Annotated in this window: 5 protein-coding genes; all 5 read left to right on the top strand. The window is 46.0% G+C overall.

Annotated elements, in window-relative coordinates:
• The first annotated feature begins 701 nt into the window (after positions 1-701).
• Entirely contained in the window at positions 702-1,922 is a 1,221-nt protein-coding gene (fabD, locus tag AC5ELV_RS24635) for an ACP S-malonyltransferase (RefSeq protein ID WP_493432261.1), read from the top strand.
• Positions 1,897-7,983, top strand: a complete 6,087-nt coding sequence (locus AC5ELV_RS24630) for an aminotransferase class III-fold pyridoxal phosphate-dependent enzyme (RefSeq protein WP_493432260.1) — start codon at positions 1,897-1,899, stop codon at positions 7,981-7,983. Before fabD ends, AC5ELV_RS24630 begins: the two co-directional genes overlap by 26 nt.
• Before the next feature lie 705 nt (positions 7,984-8,688).
• Positions 8,689-17,562, top strand: coding sequence for an amino acid adenylation domain-containing protein (locus AC5ELV_RS24625; protein WP_493432295.1), 8,874 nt, complete (start codon positions 8,689-8,691; stop codon positions 17,560-17,562).
• Between the two features lie 23 nt (positions 17,563-17,585).
• A complete protein-coding gene (locus AC5ELV_RS24620; protein WP_493432259.1) occupies positions 17,586-22,211 on the top strand; it encodes an amino acid adenylation domain-containing protein in 4,626 nt (1,541 codons plus the stop codon).
• A 110-nt stretch (positions 22,212-22,321) separates the two neighbouring features.
• Positions 22,322-24,865, top strand: a 2,544-nt coding sequence (locus AC5ELV_RS24615; protein ID WP_493432294.1) for a non-ribosomal peptide synthetase, incomplete at its 3' end; no start/stop codon positions are given.

Below are 24,865 nucleotides of genomic sequence, written 5' to 3'. Positions count from 1 at the left end.
CTGCTGACAAAGAGTCGATCTACCGCGCCATCGAGGCAAAGGTTAAGCAAGGAGGTCAGTGGAGGATCGACACTAGCCGCTTGCGTATTGTAGCCATCAAGGAGACTGCCTGCATAAGGAGATAAACCGCTTTGGAGTTTTCTACTTATTTAGTTACGTATCTATGCCGACGCCTAACCGTCGATTACTGTCGAATGAAGCAATGTATAAAAGTCGCCAAATTGGCGGCTTTTTTGTTTTAACGATAGATGCCAGTCAATAGTTTAGAATATGAAATTTTCATGTAAATTCATTAAAAAGCTAAAAACAATTCCTTTTTTTAAACAAAAGAGGGTATTCTTTTGGTTTATAAAATATATGTAGTATATATCACTGTACTTTAATTCAATTTAATGTTTATAATAAATTAATAGCCTTAATCTATGTCTTACACTCATCTATGATGCTGAAGTTTCTAAGTATCAAGCCTGAACTTCAAGCACACTCCATTTTTTTACACTTCCAAGTCTACTTACACACTTTTATTTCTAACTACATCATGAAACTCAAAAACGATTTACTTTAATATGTCGATTCCTGTTTGTGGCAAGACTTTTTGTTGTTTTTTACTGTATCTATCCTAAATACATAGGAATGTGAACATCTGCATCCCATAAAACTTTTGTTTTACCGCTTTTTTATGGTGAGGAAAGGGGTTGGACATGAATCGCATGACTTTGCTTTTTTCGGGACAAGGGTCTCAGTATGTTGGGATGGGAGCGGCATGGCATAGCGGTTTTTCAGAGGCAGGTCACATTTTTGAAGAGGCTGCTGATATTTTGGGGTATGATTTAAAAACTTTATGTATGGAAGGACCCATCTCCCAATTATCAAGAACATCCTACACCCAGCCTGCACTACTCACAATCAGTGTAATCGCATTCAGACGTTACATGCACGATGTTGGGATTATTCCCCAATTTTCGGCTGGGCATAGTTTGGGTGAGTATTCTGCATTGGTAAGCAGCGGAGTCTTGTCGTTTGGCGATGCTTTGCGGGTGGTACAAGAACGGGGACGCTTTATGGAAGAAGCATCAGAGGCCGGAGTGGGTTGCATGATTGCTGTTCGGGGGGCTGATTTAAACCTGCTAGAAGAGCTATGCGATCACTATGCCGTAACCAGTGAGCCTGTTACCATCGCTTGTTATAACTCCTCCTATCAATACGTCGTTTCTGGTCATCATGCCTCTGTTGCTGCGGTGGCAGGACAATTAGAGCAACGTGGGTTCCAAATCACCCGTCTGCAGGTAAGCGGCCCTTTTCACAGCCCGCTTATGCAGCATGCTGCTGATCGATTAGCATTGGAGCTGCAAAAATATACTTTTCATGAACCGCTGTGGCCTGTCATTTCTAATGTTACAGCACTGCCATATACGGATGCCAACAGCATTCGTCAAGGTTTGCATTTGCAAATGATCCGTCCAGTGCGGTGGATACAAACGATGCAGTATATGGAGAAACATGGGGTGAAGCAGGGGATTGAATTAGGACCGCGAACGGTGCTGAAAAACTTGGCGAAGGAAACAAACATCGCTTTTGAGGTACTTTCCTTGGACAGGGACTTGGATCGGATTGAACTGGAACGTCGTTTTTCGACCCGTGATTGGTTGGTCAAACCGTTGGCGCTGGCGGTGTCTACACCCAATGCCAATTGGAATGAGGATGAGTATCATAAGGGGGTTATTTTACCTATTCGCAGGTTGGAGGAATTACTCAAAAGCATAGAATCAGGCAGCTCTTCTTCTGCTTATGAATTAAGACGCGAAGCGCTTGAGTGTATTCGCCTGATACTGCAAACCAAACAAGTCTCTGTAGGAGAGCAGGAGGAAGTTTTAGACTTTTTGAGGAGGGAACAGGATGGAGCAGTTTCAAACATTAATTGAAATCATTCAGGAACGAGCCAGTAGAGCTGAGAACGGGATTATTTTCATTTCGGGTGATACACAGGAGGAGTATGTAAGCTACAGTCAACTTCTGGAGCAAGCCCTGCAGGTGCTTCATCAATTGCAGGAAAAAGGAGTACAGCCTGGTAATAAGCTAATTATGCAAATTGAAGACAATCATACCTTTGTGAATGTGTTTTGGGGCTGTCTGCTCGGAGGAATCGTCCCCGTACCTGTAAGTATCGGGAATAATGATGAACACAAAATGAAGCTGTTTAAAATCTGGAGTACCCTTACTTGCCCTTACATGATTGCAGATCATAAAGTATTAGAGCAGCTAGAAAAGTATTCTCACCAGCATGAGATGCTGGATTTCTTTAATTCTGTAAAAAAAGCGACCTTTTCTAGCCATGATTTTGATTATTCCGATCAGAACAAAGGAACCATTTATGAATCCAGACCAGAGGATTTGGCGTTTATTCAATTTTCCTCTGGTTCGACAGGTGATCCTAAGGGAGTCATGCTGACGCATGAGAATCTCGTACACAATATTCGGGATATCGCCAGTCAAACGGGAATGACTTCAAGTGATGCGTATCTGGGCTGGATGCCACTCACACATGATTTGGGATTGATCGCTTTTCATTTAACCTGTGTCATTGCCCATGCCAAGCAGCTCATTATGCCAACAGCTCTTTTTATAAGACGTCCTTCATTATGGCTAAAAAAGGTGTCGGAGCATAAGGTGACTCAAATCTGTTCTCCTAACTTCGGCTTTAAATTTTTCCTTGATCAATATAAATCAAAAACAGCGGATAACTGGGATTTGTCAAGTGTCCGCATGATTTTAAATGGAGCTGAGCCCATATCGGTGGAGCTTTGCCATGTATTTATGGAAGCCATGAGTGTACATGGATTAAAAAAAAATATCATGTATCCTGTATACGGCTTGGCAGAGGCAAGCGTAGGTGTCTCCACCCCACCTTTGGATAAAGATAATTTTGTTACTATTCATTTAAATCGGCAGCAGCTGCATGTGGGTGAGCCTATAGAAGAAGTGGATTCATCCGATAAGCGTTGTCTTACGTTTGCGGATTTGGGGTACCCCATGGCCAGCACCTCTGTTCGCATTTGTGATGAGCAAAATCAGGTGCTAAAAGACGATGTAATCGGATACACTCAAATTCGCGGCAAAAATGTGACTGCGGGGTACTATAACAATCCCGAGGCTACCGCAAAGGTCAAGACAGAGGATGGCTGGCTCATCACTGGAGATTTGGGTTTTATGAGAAACGGACGACTGGTGATTACAGGTAGAGCCAAGGATATTATTTTCGTGAACGGCCAGAACGTTTATCCGCATGATATCGAAAGGATTGCAGAGGAACTGGACGGGGTGGATCTGGGGAAAGTAGCTGTCTGTGGTGTACATGATGCGCAAACTAGACAGGATCGTATTGTTGTTTTTGTGATGCACACGAAAAAAATAGAGTTATTTTTGCCACTAGTCCAAAGGCTGAAAAGCCATTTGAATTATCGGGGAGGATGGCATATTCAAGATGTAGTTCCAATCCGCCGTATTCCCAAAACTACTAGTGGAAAGGTTCAGCGCTACAAGCTGGCTCAGAGCTACGAGCAAGGAGAATTTAATGTAGTACTGGCATCCCTGGCGGAGGCCACTCTAAATATACAGGAAGCGAACCATACTCCTCTGCGTCAAGGTGAGATCGAGCAAAAACTGATTGGAATTTGCCAAGCTATTTTAAATGTACAGTCAATTGGGACGGAAGACAGCTACTTTGATATTGGCGTAACTTCCTTACAACTCGTTCAGATCGTGGACCAATTAGAGGAACAACTCGGGATTCATATTGAGGTAACGGACTTCTTCTCTTATCCGACTATCGCCAAGCTAGCTGGATATATATCCAGTCAGGACTTAGGTCATAAGGTGAATACAGCACCGCAATTGGAATCCAAGGAGGAGTCGGAGGACCGGGATATCGCCATCATCGGCATGTCGGGTAAGTTTCCTCAAGCGGAAACATTGGAGCAGTTTTGGGCGAATGTGGCATCAGGCGCTGACAATATCGGCCCATACAGCGACGAAAGAAGAAAAGATGCCGAAGATTTCATTTCGCGTCTGAATACGGAAGGACGGAATATGCTAATCGCAGAAGGCGGCTATTTGGATGAAATAGACAAGTTTGATTACTCCTTCTTTAAGTTGACTCCACGGGAAGCCTCACTCATGGACCCGAATCAACGGTTATTTCTACAAACAGCATGGAGTACGATTGAGGATGCGGGGTATGGAGGGAAGCAGCTGGCTGGCAAAAAGGTCGGTGTGTATGTCGGTTTTTCCAAGACCAGCTTTGAATACGAGCGCTTGTTGTCCGAGGTGGAACCAGGCGCGCTGCCGAACTTTGCCATTGGTAATTTATCGTCCATTATTTCCAGCCGGATTGCATATTTACTCGATCTAAAGGGTCCGACGCTAACCATTGATACAGCATGCTCTTCCTCTCTCGTGGCAGTGCATTTGGCATGCAAGTCCATCCTTAGTGGAGATTGCGAGATGGCTTTGGCCGGTGGAGTGAAGACCATTTTGCTGCCATTGAAAGCAGGCATTGGCATGGAATCCTCCGATGACCGGGCACGAGCCTTCGACGATCAGTCGGACGGCACAGGCTGGGGCGAAGGCGTTGGAGCCGTTCTCTTAAAGCCGCTTCGTCAAGCGGAAAAAGACGGAGATCACATTCTGGGTGTGATCAAAGGAAGCGCGATTAATCAGGACGGCAGTACGATTGGAATCTCCGCGCCCAATGCGCTGGCTCAATCAGAAGTCATTTCGCAGGCGTGGCGTGATGCACGGATCGATCCCGTGACGGTAAGCTATATTGAAGCCCATGGTACTGGCACCAAGCTAGGCGATCCCGTTGAGATTAAAGGCATTACCCAGGCTTTCCGCAGGTTTACACAGCGCAAGCAGTTTGTAGCGATAAGCACGGTCAAAACGAATATCGGGCATTTATACGAAGCTGCTGGGATTGCGGGATTGATTAAATGTGTGCTATCGATGAAGCATCAGCAGATTGCACCGCTCGTTCATTTTCGCACGCCCAACCGGAACATCCATTTTGAAGAATCTCCGGTGTATGCCAACACTAGACTGAGAGAATGGAAGACAGACGGATTCCCGAGAAGATGTGGGGTGAGTTCCTTTGGCTTCAGCGGGACAAACTGCCACGTGGTGCTGGAAGAATATATAGCGAAAAAGGGTGCGGACCAAGAAACCACCGACCGAAAAAATGGATCATCACCATTGCTGCTGACACTGTCGGCGCGAACTGAAGGAGCTTTAAGCGAGTTGATTGCACGGTACGTGGATCGCTTTGAACGTGAGGAAGAATTGCCGATGGGGGATGTCTGCTATACGGCTAACACGGGCAGAAGCCACTTAACATACCGAGTAGCTGTGATAGCAGAAGGAGCGGACGCCCTGAAAGCGAAATTACTTCAGCTTCATGAGCAGGGCAAGACCATTGAAGGTGTATACACTGGAAAAGTAGACAGCAGTGGTGGTACAGAAACAGACGCCGGAAGCTCGGACACTTTGCAAGCACTGGAGCAAGTAGCAGTGAAGTACGTACAGGGGGCACAGATAGACTGGGACACGCTATACGCAGGTCACCCGTACAAAAGGGTTTCTCTGCCTACGTATCCGTTTGAAAGGAAAAGGTGCTGGATTCATGTTCCAGAACAGGTTCGAGCGGAGCAGACAGCACCCGTTTATAAAAAACCAATAGTAAGGGAGTCTGAAATTATGGAGAATGAGTATTCGACGTCAGCGTCGTTTACTAAGCAGCATAAATCTTCCATTCGCCAAAAGTTAGCGAAAATGATCGGTAATGTGTCACAACTTAGTCTTGAGGAACTGGAGCCACAAACACATTTTCTAGAACTAGGGCTGGACTCCATTAATTTGTCCCAGGTCCGCCACAGCATCAAGGATACATTCGACCTGGATGTCCCAATGAATGAATTTTTTGAATCACTGACCACGCTCGAACTGTTGACTAGCTACGTTGCAGATCAGGTGAGTATTTCCGTTTCTGACGAGGCAACAGTTGGTGCTGTGGAAAGCCAACCGAAAATGCCCCTTAATCGGGTAGATGCTGCTACAGCATCAATTTCGCCACGGCAGGATTTCAATGCATTTGGTACATCGGCTCATGGAATATCTGGGCAAGAGCCATCTCAAAGCACAACAGTTATAGCGACTTCTACGAGTATCGAGCAGATTTTGCAGCAGCAGCTGCACGTGATGTCACAGCAGCTTGATGTGCTCCGAACTCAACCGACTCCTTCGACATCCGTTTCCCAATCGTTTCAACCGGAAAGGGTTTTGTCGTCAGCAAATAGAGAAAGCGCAGAGTTCATTGAAACCAAACAGGAAGTCGCAACTGCATTAGCTACTGTTCCACCGATACTAGCTGTTCAGAAGAAAGCAGGCCATGAATTAAAACCGTTTACACCTTATAAAAAGCTGGAGGTCAAAGCCCATGAATTGCTTTCACACCGACAAGAACAACATCTGCAAGAGCTGATTGAGCGCTATACGGCTCGGACGCGAAGCACCAAGCAGTACACTCAGCAGTATCGGTCTGTCTACGCGAATAACCGTAATGTAGCTGGCTTCCGGCCTATTTTAAAGGAAATGGTCTATCAAATTGTATCTCAACGTGCAGACGGGTCCAAAATTTGGGATTTGGATGGGAATGAATATGTAGATTTGACCATGGGCTTTGGTGTTAATCTGTTTGGACACAATCCAGCCTTTATCCGTGAAAAAATTGAGGCAGAGCTAAAGAACGGCATGTGTGTCGGGCCCATGTCCAACATGGCAGGACAAGTCGCCGAGAAAATTTGCAAGCTGACCGGTGTAGAACGGATTGCTTTGTACAACTCCGGCACCGAGGCAGTTATGGTTGCCCTCCGTTTGGCGCGTGCTGCCACCGGGCGAGCCAAAGTAGTCATTTTTGCCGGCTCCTATCACGGTACTTACGATGGTGTGCTTGCGTTGGGGAGTGCAGGTAACAATAAGGAGCATTCCACACCTCTGGCGCCTGGTATCTTGCAGCACATGGTGGATGATATCGTTGTACTCAACTATGGGACGGATGAATCGCTGGATTATATACGTACACATGGGCAGGAGCTGGCTGCTGTGCTAGTGGAGCCGGTGCAAAGCCGTCGTCCTGATTTTCAGCCGAAGGCCTTTTTACAGGAGGTTCGCCAAATCACGGAGCATTCCGGTACAGCCTTTATTTTTGATGAAGTGATTACAGGCTTCCGAATTCAACCGGGAGGCGCTCAAGCGTGGTTTGGGGTCCAAGCTGACCTTGTGACCTACGGTAAAGTTATTGGCGGAGGGATGCCAATCGGTATCGTAGCAGGGAAAGCGGCCTTTATGGATGGGATTGACGGAGGCACTTGGAGCTTCGGAGATGGTTCCTATCCTCAGAATGAGCATCGGCGAACCTTTGTAGCCGGTACGTTCTGTCATCATCCGCTGGCGATGGCGGCATCCTTGGCAGTGTTGGATTATTTGGAAAATCACGGCGAGCAGCTGCAAAATCAGTTGAACAGCCGAACTTTGGCGTTGGCAGTAGAGTTAAATAGTTACTTTACCGATGAGCAGATACCTATGAAAATTGTTAACTTTGGTTCATTATTTCGCTTCGTACTCAAGGGTGACCTGGAGCTTTTCTTCTATCATATGCTGGAAAAGGGTATTTACATCTGGGAAGGGCGGAACTGCTTCTTGTCGACCGCTCATACGGAGGAAGATATTGCGCGGATCATACAAGCTGTCAAGGACAGTGTAGTTGAGCTGCGTAAAGGGGGCTTCTTGCCTGATCTAACCCCGAACGGGAAAGGCCCAGGTCCGGTTAAGCGAAGTGTATCTATAGCCGACCCTTCAGAAGTATCGACAGTGGATGTGGATGAAATGGTCATCTCACTTACCCCGGATCAAAGGCGGCTCTGGTTTGCTTAATGTCAAGAAACGAAGTGACTTCCATCTTGACAGGCGAACGCATATTAAGGTGAGACGTTAAGTGAACTGTCCAAACCCATATTGTTTTTGCCGAAAAATTGAGTGAAGTGCACTTCGGCGTCTTTACGCTCCAAATTTGATAAAATGTCAGGTTCTATTCTTAGGACTTGGCATTTTTAGTAGTGGGGCATCAGTTGTGAAAAAGCCAGTCGGAGAGGAAGATAATCGTGATTGGACCGTGAGGCTGCACTGAATCGACAGGAGTCAACAAAGGTCATATTTTGCAAGGGGTTGTAATCGCTCGTAAAGGGCAGAGCAACCATATTAAAGCTTTTAAGTCTTTAATTTGAGCTTTAAATTTTAAACTTTATGAGGACGCATGTCAGCGAGAAAAGAAAAGATTTGATTTTTTAAGAATCAATACTGGAAAAAAACTATATCCTGCATAATAAGTTGAATTAAAGAATTTAGCCATTAATGGTTTAATAAAACAAATTAGATCCTCGCTTTACCAGATGGATAATTATATTTTATTAGTATAAGGATGGTTTCCTTATACAGTGGACCGTTCATATTTACCTTCCTATGAGAACTTTATCTTGCATCCCTAGCTAGGTTATATCGTGCTTTTTAGGCTAGCGTCACAGCTGGAAAGGATAAAATTAATTCCTTGAATACCCCATAGTAAAGGAGTCTGAAAAGATGGTGAATGAGTATTTCTCGACGGAATCTGCTTCCAATCCGCAAAAATCTACGATTACTAATAAACTGTCAAAAATAATCGAAAGTGTATCCCAACTCAGTCCAGACGAATTAGAGCCGCAAAAACATTTTTTAGAACTGGGTTTAGACTCTATTCTTCTGTCTCAGGTTAGACACAGCATTAAAAGTACGTTTGGCTTGGATATCCCGATGAACGAGTTTTTTGAATCACTGACTACGCTGGAGTTGCTGACAAACTATATTGCTGATAGGGTAGCCTCGACCTCTGAAGAATTGGCCCGGAATTCGGAGGAACATCAGTTGGCTGCGTCGTCCAGTGTCACTTCTTCGGTGCCTTCCGTCTTGCCGGGCTGGAGTCCAAAATCCGCTATCCCTATAGAAGGTCCTGCATCACATGAAAGCAAGCTATCAAATAAGGATATATTTGCGGGGAGAGAACGAATTTTAGAAATGCAACTTCAACTCATGTCGCAGCAGATGGAAATACTGTGTCAATCTCAGCTTGCGCCAGTGGCAATGCCTGAATCGCTTTCACTACAAACTGCTGTCGAGCCTCAGACATCCGCGATGAAGGAGGTAGCTGCCACAGTGACTTCTGTTTCCCCCGTACAGGCTTCCGTGTCAGCTGTTTTGTCAGACAGAAAAGAATCGAAAGCATTTGTTCCTTATCAAAAAATAAATGTACAAGCCCATAATTCACTTTCACTTAGGCAGGAAAAGCATCTGCAAAAGCTGATTGAACATTACACGATGCGCACACGAAAGACCAAGGAGTATACTCAGCAATACAGGTCTGTATACGCCAATAACCGGAATGTGGCCGGATTTAGGCCTGCTCTCAAGGAAATGGTGTATCAGATTATATCCCAGCGTGCAGAGGGTTCTAAAATTTGGGATTTGGATGGTAATGAGTATATTGATTTGACGATGGGGTTTGGGGTCAATTTGTTTGGTCACAACCCATCCTTTATTCGTGAATCGATAGAAAAGGAAATACATAACGGAATGTGCCTTGGACCGATGTCCAATATGGCCGGGCAGATTGCCGAAAAAATTTGCAAAATGACAGGCATGGAACGAATTGCGCTATATAACTCGGGGACAGAGGCGATTATGGTCGTCCTTCGCTTGGCACGGGCTGCCACCGGGCGGGAAAAAGTGGTGATTTTTTCTGGTTCCTATCACGGTACCTTTGACGGAGTATTGGCATTGGGCGGAACAACGGATGACAGGGAACAACCTTCCACTCCTCTCGCACCTGGTGTACTACAGCACATGGTGGACGATGTCGTTGTGCTCAGCTATGGAACGGACGAGTCACTCCAATATATCCGCTTCCATGCCCATGAACTGGCTGCTGTTCTCATAGAGCCAGTGCAGAGTCGCCGCCCTGATTTCCAGCCCGCAGCTTTTCTGAAGGAAGTACGCCAGATTACGGAGCAATCCGGGACCGCGTTCATTTTTGATGAGGTAATTACGGGCTTCCGTATTCAGCCGGGGGGTGCGCAGGCGTGGTATGGCATTGAAGCCGACCTTGTAACTTACGGTAAAATCATTGGTGGCGGTCTTCCTATCGGTATTGTGGCAGGGAAAGCATCGTTTATGGATGGAATTGATGGAGGGATGTGGAGCTTCGGAGATGACTCTTATCCACCGCATGAGCAACAGCGGACATTTGTAGCGGGAACTTTTTGCCATCATCCCCTGGCTATGGCAGCGTCCCTGGCCGTACTAGAGCAGTTGGAGAAGGACAGAGGGCAATTGCATACCGAGCTGAATAGTCGTACGAAGATGTTCGCAGCAGAACTGAATCACTATTTTACGGAGGAACAGATACCTATAAAGGTCGTTTATTTCGGTTCCTTGTTCCGCTTCGTCCTTAAAGGTGACTTGGAACTGTTCTTCTATCACATGCTGGATAAAGGAATTTATATATGGGAAGGCCGGAACTGCTTTTTGTCAACGGCTCATACTTCGGAAGATATAGAGCGGATTGTACAGGCAATTAAAGAGAGTGTTAATGAGCTGCGCAAAGGAGGATTTCTGCCGGATCTGCCCCCTCATGAAAACCATCTAAACAAGGATATTTTTCCTGAAACTGCAACTGCGAACCTTAAGGAATCGACGATTATGCTAACTCCGGATCAGAAGCAGTTATGGTTCGCCTCAGTCTCGGGATCAAAGGAATCGCTGTCGTTACATGAGACTGTTTTACTGCGTTTCCGAGGTCCGTTACATGTTAAGGAATTTAATGAGGCTGTCCATCGCATTATTGAACGCCACGAAGCCTTACGCACCTTCATGGGGGAGGACGGAGAAACGCAGATCATAGCCCCGGCAATGACCGTCAGCATCCCGCTGTATGATATCAGCGGTCTTTCTGTAGAGGAGCAGAAACACGATATGCGTGCTTGGATGGAGAAGGACAGGGAGACCGTATTCTCAATAAGTGCGGGGGAACCGTTATTCCGTATTCAGCTTTTAAAAACGTCGAATGAGAAGCACATCGCTGCATTTACATTTCATCATCTGATTGCAGATGGCTGGTCCATCGGTGTGTTTTTCCATGAATTGGAACGGTTTTATTCCGCTTGTGTACGGGGCGAACGCTGCACGCTTTCCGATCCTGTTCCGTTCCGAGATTTTGCAGCATGGCAGCAAAACCAGTTAGAGGCAGGTGGAGCAGCTGCCCTTGCTTTTTGGTCGGATGTACTTGCGAAGCCGTTGCCAGTTCTTGACTTGCCGTCTCTCCAACGCAATATCTGCGCTCCTTCTTCGCTTGGAGCACGACACACCATTGTGTTGGAGGCGCCTCTGGTGAAGCAACTGAAATCAGTCAGTATTCGGCTTGGCAACAGCTTATTTGTGACTTTATTGTCTGCTTTTCAGCTTTTCCTGCACAGACTGACAGGGCAAAATCAAATCATGGTGGGTATTCCAACTGCAGGGCAATCTCATATGGGTGTGTCCCCGCTAATTGGCAACTGCGTTAACTTGCTTCCAGTGATTTGTGAGGTAGACTCTGGAGCAACGTTCACGGAATTCACGCAGACGGTCAAGCGAGTAATGCATACGCTGGATGCGTATCAGAAATACAGCTTTGCCGGGCTTGCCCAGCTAGGATTAAGCCATTTGCCCGTCCTTAAGGTGTTGTTCAATATGGACCGGCCTATTCCGGAGTTTCACTATTACGGACTGGAAACAGAATTGTTGGAACATGAAGTATTGTCATGTCAATATGAGTTGTTTTTGAATGTTACGGAATCTGGTCAGCAGTTGCGGCTTGATTTTGACTATGCTACGAGTCTTTTTCAACAAGACACTATGGAAGTATGGGCGCAATACTTTTTACATCTGCTGAGCTCGATTGTGCAGGAAGACGGAATGCGCGTATCTGCGCTGCCTTTGCTTCGGAGCACAGAAAGCGAGCGACTTCTGGAAGTATGGGCGACACATGCGGATTCCAAGGGGATTTATCCTTGTGTTCTGGACATTTACAAACATCCGTCTCCTGCTGGTACCATCGGACAAGTATATTTGGCTACATCCGCTGGTTTACTGGGAACGGCGCTGGAATGGGCTTATGTCGAGGTTGGAGGGAGAATTCGACATATCGGTGCAGCCAGCCGAGATGTTTTTATTCGCGGGCATCAAGTGAATCTTGAGCAGATGGAGAAATATTTATTGCAAGCATTGGATTTGGATGCCTGCGTTTTGACGGCCCGGAAAGATGGCGAGAGCAGTAACTCATCGTATCTAGTTGCTTACGCAGTGGAAAGTTATTCTAAGTCGTGGGATATAGAGGAACTGAAAGAGAATGTTAGCTCAGTGCTTCCTGATTATGGGCAACCTCGTTATTGGATTTTGATGGATAGCATCCCTCTTTTGGCTGATGGGCATCCGGATTTTCAATTATTGCCGAAACCGGAAGATATCAAGGAGCAGGACTCGCAGAAGCAGGTTTCCGACGGCAATATGATTGAGGACAAACTGATATCCATATGTAAGGAAGTTTTAAATGTATCTGATATCGGACGCAACGATAATTTTTTTCAAATGGGTGGAGACTCCTTAAAAGCGACTGTTATTCTAAGCAAAATTAACAAGGAATTCGAAGTATTTATTCCGCTGGCACAAATTCTGCATTTGCAAACGATTGCACAATTGGCAACACATATAAAAGGAGGACAAAAGCGAAAGTTTGAACCGCTTGTTCCGGCAGAATTACAGCCCTTTTATCCAGCATCCCCCGCTCAAAAAAGAATGTATGTGCTGGATCAAATGGGGAGAGGTGCAGCGTATCATGTATCGGGTCAACTGCTTATTGAGGGAGAGTTACACGTTTCCAGGTTCATTGATACAGTGAAGGAGGTTTTTTCACGGCATGAATCCTTTCGGACGTATTTTGAGATGGTAGACGGGGAAACCGTGCAGAAGGTACAGGATATGCTTTCACTGGACATTTCTGTTACTCCAATTTCCGAAGAGGGTGCTAATCACGCCCGTGAATTGTTTATTCAGCCTTTTGACCTGAGTAAGGCTCCTTTAATTCGTGCCGAGCTGTTTGCAATCCATCCCGACCAGTTTATGTTACTGATCGATATGCACCATATCATTTCAGATGGCTTCTCGATGGCGGTATTACTGGATGAGATCAGCACACGGTATCAGGGGATGCCACTTGCCCCCATTGATATGCATTATAAAGACTATGTCGTTTGGCAAAAACAACATTATGCCGGAGACAGCCTGGCAAAGGATGAAGCATTTTGGTTAGGCACGTTGGACAGCGAGCTGCCTGTTCTGGACCTGCCAACTGACTTTGCCCGACCGCCAAGTCAGAGTTTTGCAGGGGACAGTCTTATCGTCAATGTGCAATCCAAGCTGACGGAAAGACTGAATCAATTGGGAAGAGATACGGGAGCAACACTCTTTATGGTGCTTTTGGCAGCTTATAATGTGCTGCTAAGCAAATACTCCGGGCAAGAGGACATCCTCGTAGGTACACCGGCAGCAGGTAGAGGGCATGCGGATACGGAATCGATGATTGGCATGTTTGTGAATACTTTGGTTCTCCGTAATCGACCGCTGGCATCCCAACCATTCAGTGCTTTTCTGGAGGACGTCAAACATAACACACTGCTTGCGCTGGAGCATCAGGAATATCCATTCGACCAACTGGTCGACAAACTGGATCGAGTACGCGATGTAAGCCGCAACCCCGTCTTTGACACAATGTTCAGTCTGCAAAATAAGGGAACAGAGGCCATTGAACTCGGGGGACTACGGTTGCAACCGGATGAGTTCAATGCAGGTGTTTCGAAGTTCGACATTTCATTACATGTAACGGAAACTCAAGACCAGTTAACTTTCACCTGGGAGTATGCGACCAGACTGTTTAAGTTGGAGGCGATTGAACGGTTTGCCCTCCATTATATAAAAGTGCTGGAAATCGTAACACAAGATGTCGAAATTCGCTTGGCTGACATGGATATGCTGACAGAAGAAGATAAGCACTTATTACTATATGAGTTCAATAACACCTCTGCCTATTTCCCGCGGGATGCAACGATTCACGGAAGGTTTGAGCAGCAGGTTAGCAAGACTCCGGATGACATGGCAATTATATTTGGGGATAAGTGTATGACTTACCAAGAGTTGAATGAGCTGGCGAATCGTTTAGCGCGAACACTGCGGGCGGAAGGAGTGGGACCGGATCAGCCGGTAGGGATTATCGCACAGCGTTCACCTGAGATGATGATTGGCATCTATGCAATTCTAAAAGCGGGTGGAGCTTATGTACCCATTGACCCGGGATACCCACAGGAAAGAATTCAATATATGCTTGAAGATTCGAGAACACAACTGGTGCTGACACAACCACAGTTTGCAGAACAGCTGAAGCAATATGCGGACTGCAAGGTAATGGTGTTGGATTATGCTTCCACGATTATGGCTTTGCAAGCGTCCAGGTCGACGGAGCCTATGACAGACTGCGTGAGTAGCTGGCATGAAGATGCCTCCAACCTTGCGTCTCTAGCAGAACCAAACCATGCGGCCTATATCATCTATACATCCGGTTCCACAGGGAAACCGAAAGGGGTTATTGTTGAGCACCGCTCCGTCGTGAATCGGCTCTGCTGGATGCACAATAGATATGGCCTGAGCGCAGAAGATACGATTTTGCAAAAAACTGCCTTTACTTTTGACGTATCCGTATGGGAGTTGTTCTGGTGGTCGATGGTAGGCTCTAAAGTAAGCTTGTTGCCAATCGGCGGAGAAAAGTCTCCCGAACAGATCCTGAACACGATTAATGAAGACAAGGTAAGCACCCTTCATTTTGTACCCGCGATGCTGCATATTTTTCTGGAATATTTGGAGCAGCAACCAAGGGAAACGGTGCAAGCCAAATTGAAAACGTTAAAACATGTATTTGCCAGTGGTGAAGCATTGCCTCCTCAGCAGGTGGCGCGTTTCTATCGAATTATGTCAGGGGTTGGAAGCGCAAAGCTAATTAACTTGTATGGTCCAACAGAAGCTACTGTAGACGTTTCATTCTTTGAATGCGAACCTGTGGAAGAGCACTCGGTGATCCCGATCGGTAAACCGATTGATAATATTCATTTGTACGTTGTACAGGAAGGCACGGAGCGATTGCAACCGATTGGAGCGGTGGGAGAACTTTGTATCAGTGGTATAGGAGTAGCCCGGGGCTACCTTAATCGACCGGAATTGACAAAGGAGAAGTTCGCTACCAATCCGTTTAACAGCGGAGCGGAGGGTTATGAGCGGATGTACCGCACAGGAGATTTGGCGCGTTGGATGCCTGACGGCAACATTGAATATCTGGGGCGGATCGATCAACAGGTTAAAGTAAGAGGATATCGCATTGAACTGGGTGAGATTGAAGCGCAGTTGCTGTCCGTAGACGGAATCCAGTCAGCAGTGGTCGTAGCGCGGGAAAACAAAGACGGCTACAAGGATTTGTGTGCATACTTTGTGGCTTCTGAGCCATTAAGTCCGCTGGACGTACAAAATGTGCTCAAGCAGAAACTGCCGTTTTATATGATTCCAACATATGTGGTGCCTCTGCAGCAGCTTCCTCTTACGGCCAATGGAAAGACTGATCGAAAAGCTTTACCTGAGCCGGACCGAGATGACTCTTTACAAACGGAATATGTTTCCCCGAGAAATGATGTGGAAAAGGCGCTGGTCATGGTATGGCAAGACGTTTTGGGATGTGATCATATAGGCATTCGAGATCATTTTTTTCTGCTTGGCGGCGATTCTATTAAGGCCGTTCAGGTTGCCTCACGTCTGCGTCAGCATGGTTATTCCCTTGACATTTCTCTTTTGATGGAGCACCCGTTCATTGAGGACCTTAGCAAGCTTGTGACAACTTTGTTCCGCTACACAGACCAGAATTCGATACATGGAGAGATTCCAATAACATCGATTCAGCGGCAGTTGAATGAACTGGGTACATTGTACACCTTGCGGACGACAACATCCATGCTATTTGCAGGTAACCCGGACTTCGATGAGGATCTGTTACGGTCTGTTCTGCAAACATTAACTACTTATCACGAGGGACTGCGGCTTGGTCTGGCGTCGATCGACGAACCGTCTACCCTTGTATACCGAGATGAAAATGAAGAATTGTTCACACTTGATGTGTTCTCACTTTCAGATGATGCCTATGAAGCTAGCAAGCAATTACAGATCGAATGCTTCCGAATTCAAAACAGTTATAAAATGTTTGAGGGTCCCAGAGTACGCGCAGGCTTATTCAGGATGTCGGGCTCCGACCAGTTCTTCCTTTCTGTAGATCCGCTAGTGGCTGATCCCACATCTTGGCGTATCCTGCTTGAGGATTTCACAACTGCCTATGAACAAGCTCTTAACGGGGAACTGATAGTGCTTCCTGACAAAACAGATTCTCACCGCTCCTGGGTACGGTGGCTAGAAGACTATGCAGATAGCAAAAAGCTGGCCAAAGAGCAACACTACTGGCTGGATAAGGTTAATTTCGATGGAAAACTTTTAACAAAGGACCATGAGGTACCTGCACATTCCGAAACACTTCGTCCAGTAGAAAATTGCATGATACAGCTTTCGGACGAGAAAACAAGCCAGCTGTTGACAAGGGCTAACCAAACCTATAATACGGTGACCGCTGAGTTACTGCTTGCTGCATTGGGACTGACTATAGTGGAATGGTCTGGACAGTCTAAGATCGCCATTGGATTTGAACATTATGATCGGGAGCAACAAACTGTGACTTTGGACAAACCGGACCTTTCAAGAACCGTAGGTCAATTCGGTTCTATATATCCGCTTGTTTTGGATATGGAGCCTGGGGAAGACAGTTCTCTTTTGCTCAGAAACGTAAAGGAGACGGTCCGGCAAGTACCCAATCAGGGTTTAGGATATGGATTACTAAAATATGGGTCTGCAACCTCTGGCAGAACGGAATTTAATGCTCAGTATTACCCGGAAATTGGATTCCGCTTGATTCAATCTGAACCGGTCAGTTCCTCTCACTTTCTTACATCACCAATGGATGCTGAATTATGGTCCGGCCAGAATTGTAGTGTTTCTGAGTTAGCCTATTCACTCTATCTGGATGGGCGTATTAAAGACAATAAGCTTTCTGTCTGCATGCTTTATAACCGTCACGCATATGAAGCTGATACTATCCGAATGCTTATGTTACGTTTTGAACATCATTTGTCGGGCATTATCCAGCATTGTCTGGACCAATCTGGACGGCAACTAACACCATCGGATGTGGGGGCACGTGGTTTGGATCTGGATGAGTTTGAAGACATGAAGCAGTTTTATGAGAATCTGTAACGATTCGTACGAGGAGGATATCCATGATCAAAGGACTTGAAATTGAAAAAGTAGTCAACTTGACTCCCTTGCAGGAAGGAATGCTCGTTCATGCGCTGATGGAACCAGAATCACAGGCTTATTACGAGCAATTACGTATTTCTATTCGGGGAGATCTGGATTGGAATGCCCTGCAAAAAAGCTTTCAACTGTTGGTTCAGCGTCATGAAACGCTGCGCTCGAACATTTATCATAAATCCGCTTCTCGTTCGCGGCTGATTGTCTTTAAGAAGCGAAACACGACGATTACTTACGAAAATATGACAGGGCTGAACGAAAAGGAGCAAGCCGATGCTATTCGTGGATTTTTGGATGTGGACCGTAGCACCCATTACGATTTGAGCAGGGATATGCTCATCCGGATGGCTGTACTTCAAACGGATAAAGATGCTTATACGTTGCTTGTAAGTTTTCATCATATTATTATGGACGGCTGGTGTCTTGGCATCATAATGGACGAGTTGTTAACGGCCTACGAGGCCTATCATACAGGCCGTTCCGTCCAATTGCCTGGACCACGACCTTACACCGGGTATGCAGACTGGCTTGAAGAACAGGATCAAGAGGCAGCCAAGGACTACTGGAGTTCTGTATTACTAGGTTACGAACAAACGGCTGGAGTTTCGATGCTAAAAACTCCAGCTACAACTCCTGAAAAAGGCAGCTATCTGCTGCAGGAATACAGAACGACGCTGACGGAAAAAGAGACCAGCAGTTTGCGTACGATTGCTGAATGCAATGGAACTACGCTCAGTAGTCTTTTTCTGGCCGCCTGGGGAATTGTGCTTGGTCGTTACAACGGAAGCAAGGACGTAGTTTTTGGCACGGTGGTATCAGGCCGCCCGTCGGAATTGGATGAAGTAGAGCGAATTGTCGGATTGTTCATTAACACCATTCCATTACGAATTAGATTGAATGAAGAAAAGAGTTTCGTCGAATTGTTGCGTGATGTCCAGAGAGCCTCTGTCCAAGGAAGGATGAACGGATACTGTTCGCTTGCCGAAATCCAGTCGCAATCTGCACTCAAGCAACGCTTGCTCGATCACATTGTTGTATTCGAGAACTATCCGCTGGAAAACATGATCGGAAGACGGGACTGGCAAGACAAACTCGGGTTCATTATTGAAGACGCCCGGTTATTCGAAGAAATACCGTATGACTTTAATATTGAAGTTGAAGACAAGACGGCAATGAGTTTCATATTGTCCTATAACGGTAAGGTTTACAACGGTGAAGCGATGAAGCGTCTGGCCCATCATTTGAAGCATGTCTTCCTGCAAATTTCTAGCAATCCAGATGTTTGCCTCCGTGACGTTCGGCTGTTAACAACCGAAGAAGAGGCTACTTTGACGAAAATATGGAGCGGACCCGTTGTCCAGTTTCCTGCACTTACTTTTCACGGGATATTCGAAGCGCAGACGGAGCGTACACCAGAACGAGCGGCCGTCATATATGAAAATACGATGCTCACTTACAGACAACTTAATGATAGAGCAGACGCTCTTGCCCATCTTTTGCAGAAGCGTGGAATTACACGGGAGAGTCTGGTCGCTGTCATGGTTGACAGGTCTGTTGAGATGATCGTGGCGGTGCTGGGAATTATGAAAGCAGGAGCTGCCTATGTGCCAGTAGATCCCGTGTATCCAGAAGAACGTATTGAATATATGCTGCGTGACTGCGGAACGACGATTGTGCTTACGCAATCTCACCTGACGGGCTGGCTGAAAACAATGGATTTTATGGGCGAGGTAGTCGATCTCGCTACGTTGCCACTCCAGCCCGAGATGGATTTGGACAAGCAGTATATCCCCACATATGAACCCGGCTCTTTGGCGTATGTCATTTATACATCGGGTACCACAGGTAAGCCCAAAGGCGTTATGGTTGAACATCAACAATATGTCAACACCGCACTCGGTTACAGACACAGCCAAGGATTTAAAGATTTCCCTGTTAAGCTACTACAAATTGCCAGCATGTCGTTTGATGTGTTTGCATGCGATTTGGCCAAGGTATTTGTCAATGGAGGTACCTTAGTCATTTGTCCTGAAAACGTGAGAAATGATCCAGCTGCCCTGGCTACACTGTTGGAGCAGCAGGAGATTACAACGTTTGAGACGCCTCCTGTGCTTTTAGCTCTGCTATTGGATTACATCTATGAGCACGGTACAAAAATCAGTTTCCTAAAGCTGCTTACTACTGGAGCAGATAGCTTGGCTGTTGCAGATTACCGTAAAATGTTGACCCGCTTTGGCAGCAAGATGCGGATTATTAATACGTATGGAGTTACCGAAGCCGCAATTGAATCTAGCTTTTATGAGGACGAGCTGGAAAAATTGCCGCTGTCCGGTATTGTCCCTATCGGCAGAGCTCTACCGAATCATAAGCTATATATTGTTGATGACAGGATGTGTCCGGTCCCTGTCGGTGTAACGGGCGAGCTGTGTATTGGTGGAGCTTCTGTAGCGCGGGGATATCTGAACAGGCCGGAGCTTACAGCGGAGAAATTCGTGTCTGATCCGTTCTCGCCGGATGGACGGTTGTATCGTACCGGGGATCTGGCGCGCTGGCAGCCAGATGGAAATATTGATTTTATCAGGCGAGCTGACTACCAATATAAAATTCGCGGATACCGGATTGAGCCTGGAGAAATCGAATCTATTTTGCTCGAAACGGAAGGAGTACGCCAGGCGGTTGTTGTTGATCGACTGGACAAAGCGGGACAAAAGTATTTATGTGCCTATGTTGCAGGTGCAGCTGAGAAAGACATGCTACGAGATAAACTGGCTCAGCAGTTACCAGTCTATATGGTGCCGGCTCAAATCATTGTATTGGAACAGTTACCATTGACCCATAACGGGAAAATCGACCGATCCAATCTGCCGGAACCGGATGAAATAACACTGTTGGATAGCGTATATGAGGCACCACAGGATGAATTGGAAAAAACAATCGCTTTGATTTGGGAAGAAGTGATTGGCGTTAGACCAATTGGATTGCACAACAACTTTTTCGAGCTTGGTGGGGACTCGATTAAAGCATTGCAAATTGCAATCCGCTTAAATGCCAAAGGCCTGAAAATGGAAGTAAAGGACTTATTCCGTTACCCTGAAATTCACCTGTTAGCACCGTTTATAAAAAAAATCACCCGTATCATTCCCCAGGGGATTGTAGAGGGTGAGGTAGAATTGACACCCATTCAACTCGATTTTTTTCAGCATCATCGGAGCGATCGTCACCATTATAATCAGGCAGTCATGCTGCAAAATGATGGAGGATGGAATGAATTATGGCTGAAAAACGCTATGGACAAGCTGGTAGCGCATCACGATGCATTACGGCTCATTTTTGTGGAAGAGGAAAAGGGAGCCTCCGCCTATAACAGGGGAGTGAACGAAGGTGAGTTCTTTACATTAACGAGCTATGATTTGACACAATCAAGCCAGCCTGAAGAAGAAATCCGACACATTGGCGATGAGCTGCAAAGCAGTTTGGATCTGACAAGAGGTCCTCTCATACGTTTGGTTTTATTCCATTTGTCCGGTGAAGATCATCTGATGATCGTTATCCACCATCTTATTGTAGATGGTGTGTCTTGGAGAATTTTGCTGGAAGATTTGGGCACCGCCTATGATCAGGTAGCTCGCGGTGAGGTACTGAATTTGCCTGCCAAGACTGATGCTTACAAAGAGTGGGCTTCAGGACTGACTACTTACGCCGAAAGTGTACAGGTACGCCAAGAAATCAGCTACTGGAACAATGTAGATTCACGCAGGATGCGTCGATTGCCAAGGGATCATGAAATCGCGGTTAGCCTGATACAGGATCGACGCCTAGCAGAGGTGGTGCTCGGCAGGGATGAGACGGAAAAGCTGTTGAAGCATGTACATCATGCCTATCATACGGAAATGAATGATCTGTTGCTTACAGCCTTGGGTCTGGCTTTTTATGAATGGAGCGGTTATAACGAAATCCCGATTTTGCTGGAGGGACACGGCAGGGAGGAGATCCTTAAAGATTTGGACATCTCTCGTACAGTCGGCTGGTTTACCTCCCAGTACCCTTTTGTAATCGAGGTCAACAGACCTGAGAATTTGGCCTATCAGATCAAAATGGTTAAAGATAAGCTGCGGCGGGTGCCTAATAAGGGCATCGGTTATGGTATTTTACGTTATTTCACCAAGGACCAGACGAAAGCCGCTTCTCTGGTTGCTGCACCATTCCCGGAAATCAACTTCAATTATTTGGGACAATTCGACGAAGAAAACAGCGCAGACATGCCTTGGCGTATTTCCAGATTAGCAGACTTAGCCAATGGTGAGAGAAGCCCGCGTGCGGAAAAGACGAATACATTTGACATTAACGGCATGATAACGAACGGAATCCTTCGGTTTGGATTTGAATATAACGGGCTTGAATATGGTGCAGCAACGGTAGAGCGATTAACGATCGGCTTTAAAAAACATCTATTGAATATTATCCATCATTGTTGCACTAAGGATCAGGCGGAGCGAAGCCCTACGGATTTTACATATAATCAATTGTCTATGGGGCAACTTGAACAAATATCGAGCCGATTATCGGATAAGCTGGGAAATCTGTTGAAATAAACGGAATCCGCAAGTTGAAATTCAAATTCTGCATGGGTAAAGGAAAGGTGAATGATTTGGCACAGGTAAATATTAAAGATATCTATCCGCTGTCCCCGATGCAGGAGGGAATGTTGTTTCATTCCATCCTCGACGTAAAATCAGAAGCTTACTTTGAACAGACCGTTATTACCTTTAATGAAGTGCTGGATGTTCATCTGGTTCAGCAAAGCTTGCAGCAGCTCATGAATCGATATGATATATTCCGTACCATTTTTATGTATAAAGAAACAGAACGTCCGCTTCAAATTGTCTTGGAGGAACGTGATGCGTTGCCTGTTCATTTCGAGAATATCAGTGCTTTTCCCGAAGCTGAGAAAAGGGAGCGTTTTACGGCCTTTTTAAAGGCAGAGCGCCAAGCTGGTTTTGACTTGGAAAAAGATGTTCCGATTCGGCTCGCCCTGTTTCAATGGGATGATGAGTCTTCCAGACTTGTCTGGAGTGTTCATCACATTATAATGGATGGTTGGTGCATGGGAACGGTAGCCCAGGAATTTTTTTCTATGTATACTTCTCTTCGGTCTGGAGTGCCTGCACAATTGGATATGGTATATCCGTACAGCAGTTTTATTCAGTGGCTGGAGCAACAGGATAAGGAAGAAGCGACAGCCTATTGGCGAGGGTATTTAAATGGGCTTGAAAATGAAACAATTTTGCCGGGTTATAACCGTCCATTGAATCCAATCTTCGAAGCAGAACGTTACACATGCAAGCTGGGGAAAGAACTGACTCAAGGAATGGAGAGAATAGCTAAACACTACCACACGACTGTCAGCACTGTATTTCAAACGGTATGGGGATTATTGCTTCAAATGTACAACAACAGCCGGGATGTTGTGTTCGGGTCTGTAGTATCCGGCAGACCAGATGAGGTTCCGGGAATTGAAAATATGGTTGGATTGTTCATTAACACAATACCAACACGCATAACCAGTTATGCGGACCAGAGATTCTCAGATCTGCTGATATCTGTGCAAAACTCCAACATCGAGTCTGGGCAGTACTCCTATTCTTCCCTGGCAGATATTCAGAATCATACGGATTTGAGACAAAATTTAGTCCGTCATATTGTTGTTTTTGAAAACTACCCTTATTCAGAGGAGCTTATTCATGCGGAAAAAGGGCCTGATACACTTCAGGTTACCGACGTAGAGGATATTGTACAGACCAACTATGATTTTAATGTGATTGTCGTTCCTGGATCACAGTATGAAGTTACATTTAGTTACAATCGGCTGGTTTACGATGAAAATTGGATTAAGATAATCGCAGCTCATCTTAAACGGGGACTGGAGCAGATTGTTCAACAGCCGGATCTACTGATTTTCGATTTGGAATTTCTGACAACGGAAGAGAAAAGTCAGGTTTTATCCCAATTTAGCGGATTACAGATCTCATATCCTTCTAGTGATACCATCCATCTTGGTTTTGAAAAACAAGTAGAAAAGACACCAAATACAACAGCAGTTGTCTGTGAGAACTCCAGTCTGACTTATGCAGAGCTGAATGAACGTGCTAACCAACTGGCTCGTACCCTGCGTAGTTACGGCACAACAACCGATCGGCTGGTTGGACTCATGACAGATCGTTCTATAGATATGGTGGTCGGCATCCTCGCTATTCTTAAAGCAGGAGGGGCATATGTACCCATCGATCCCTCATATCCAGAGGAACGTATCCGTTATATATTTGACGATTCCGGTGCAGACCTGCTTTTGACGCAAAGCCATCTTGTGGAAAAGGTCAAAGAGGCCGCCTTTGGAGGAAAAGTCCTGGTATTGGATGGAGATCCAACTGTGTATCACATGGAAGGATCAAATCTGGAAGCCGTATCAGGGGCAGACGACCTAGCCTATGTTATATATACTTCAGGTACTACCGGACTGCCTAAAGGTGTAATGCTGGAGCACCATGGATTGTGTAACCTGAAAACGTATTTTGATGAAACATTGCAGATAAGTCCGACAGATCATGCCCTACTGTTTGCGAGCTACGCATTTGATGCTGCCTGCTGGGAAATATTTCAGGCGCTATTTTGTGGCGCGACACTTTACGTACCTACTTCGGACATCATAATGAACTACAACCAGTTCGAACAGTACATGGCGGATCATAAAATTACGGTGGCGGCATTACCTCCTACCTATGCCGTGTATCTAAACCCAGAACGAATGCCGGATCTGCGTATTCTGTTCACCGCTGGTTCCGCTTCCTCGATGGAGCTCGTAACCAAGTGGAAGGATCAGGTCGCCTATTTTAATGGTTACGGACCGACAGAAAACTCGGTAGCAACGTCCATTTGGCCGGTGTCGGAACACCCTGGAGCAATCGATACCATTTCTATAGGACGTCCAGTACCCAACCACCGGGTGTACATGATCGATGCTCATGGTCATCTTTTACCTGCTGGAGTAGCGGGAGAGTTATGTGTATCCGGTCCAGGATTGGCACGCGGTTATTTGCACCGCCCGGAATTAACAGCTGAGCAATTTGTGGCTAATCCGTTTGTAGATGGGGAAGCGGGTTATGAACGCATGTATCGGACAGGCGACCTGGCAAGATGGTTGCCTGACGGCAACATTGAGTACCTGGGCCGGATTGACCATCAGGTCAAA

Source organism: Paenibacillus sp. NMA1017 (assembly GCF_058895805.1).
This window is presented reverse-complemented; position numbering and strand designations above follow the sequence as displayed.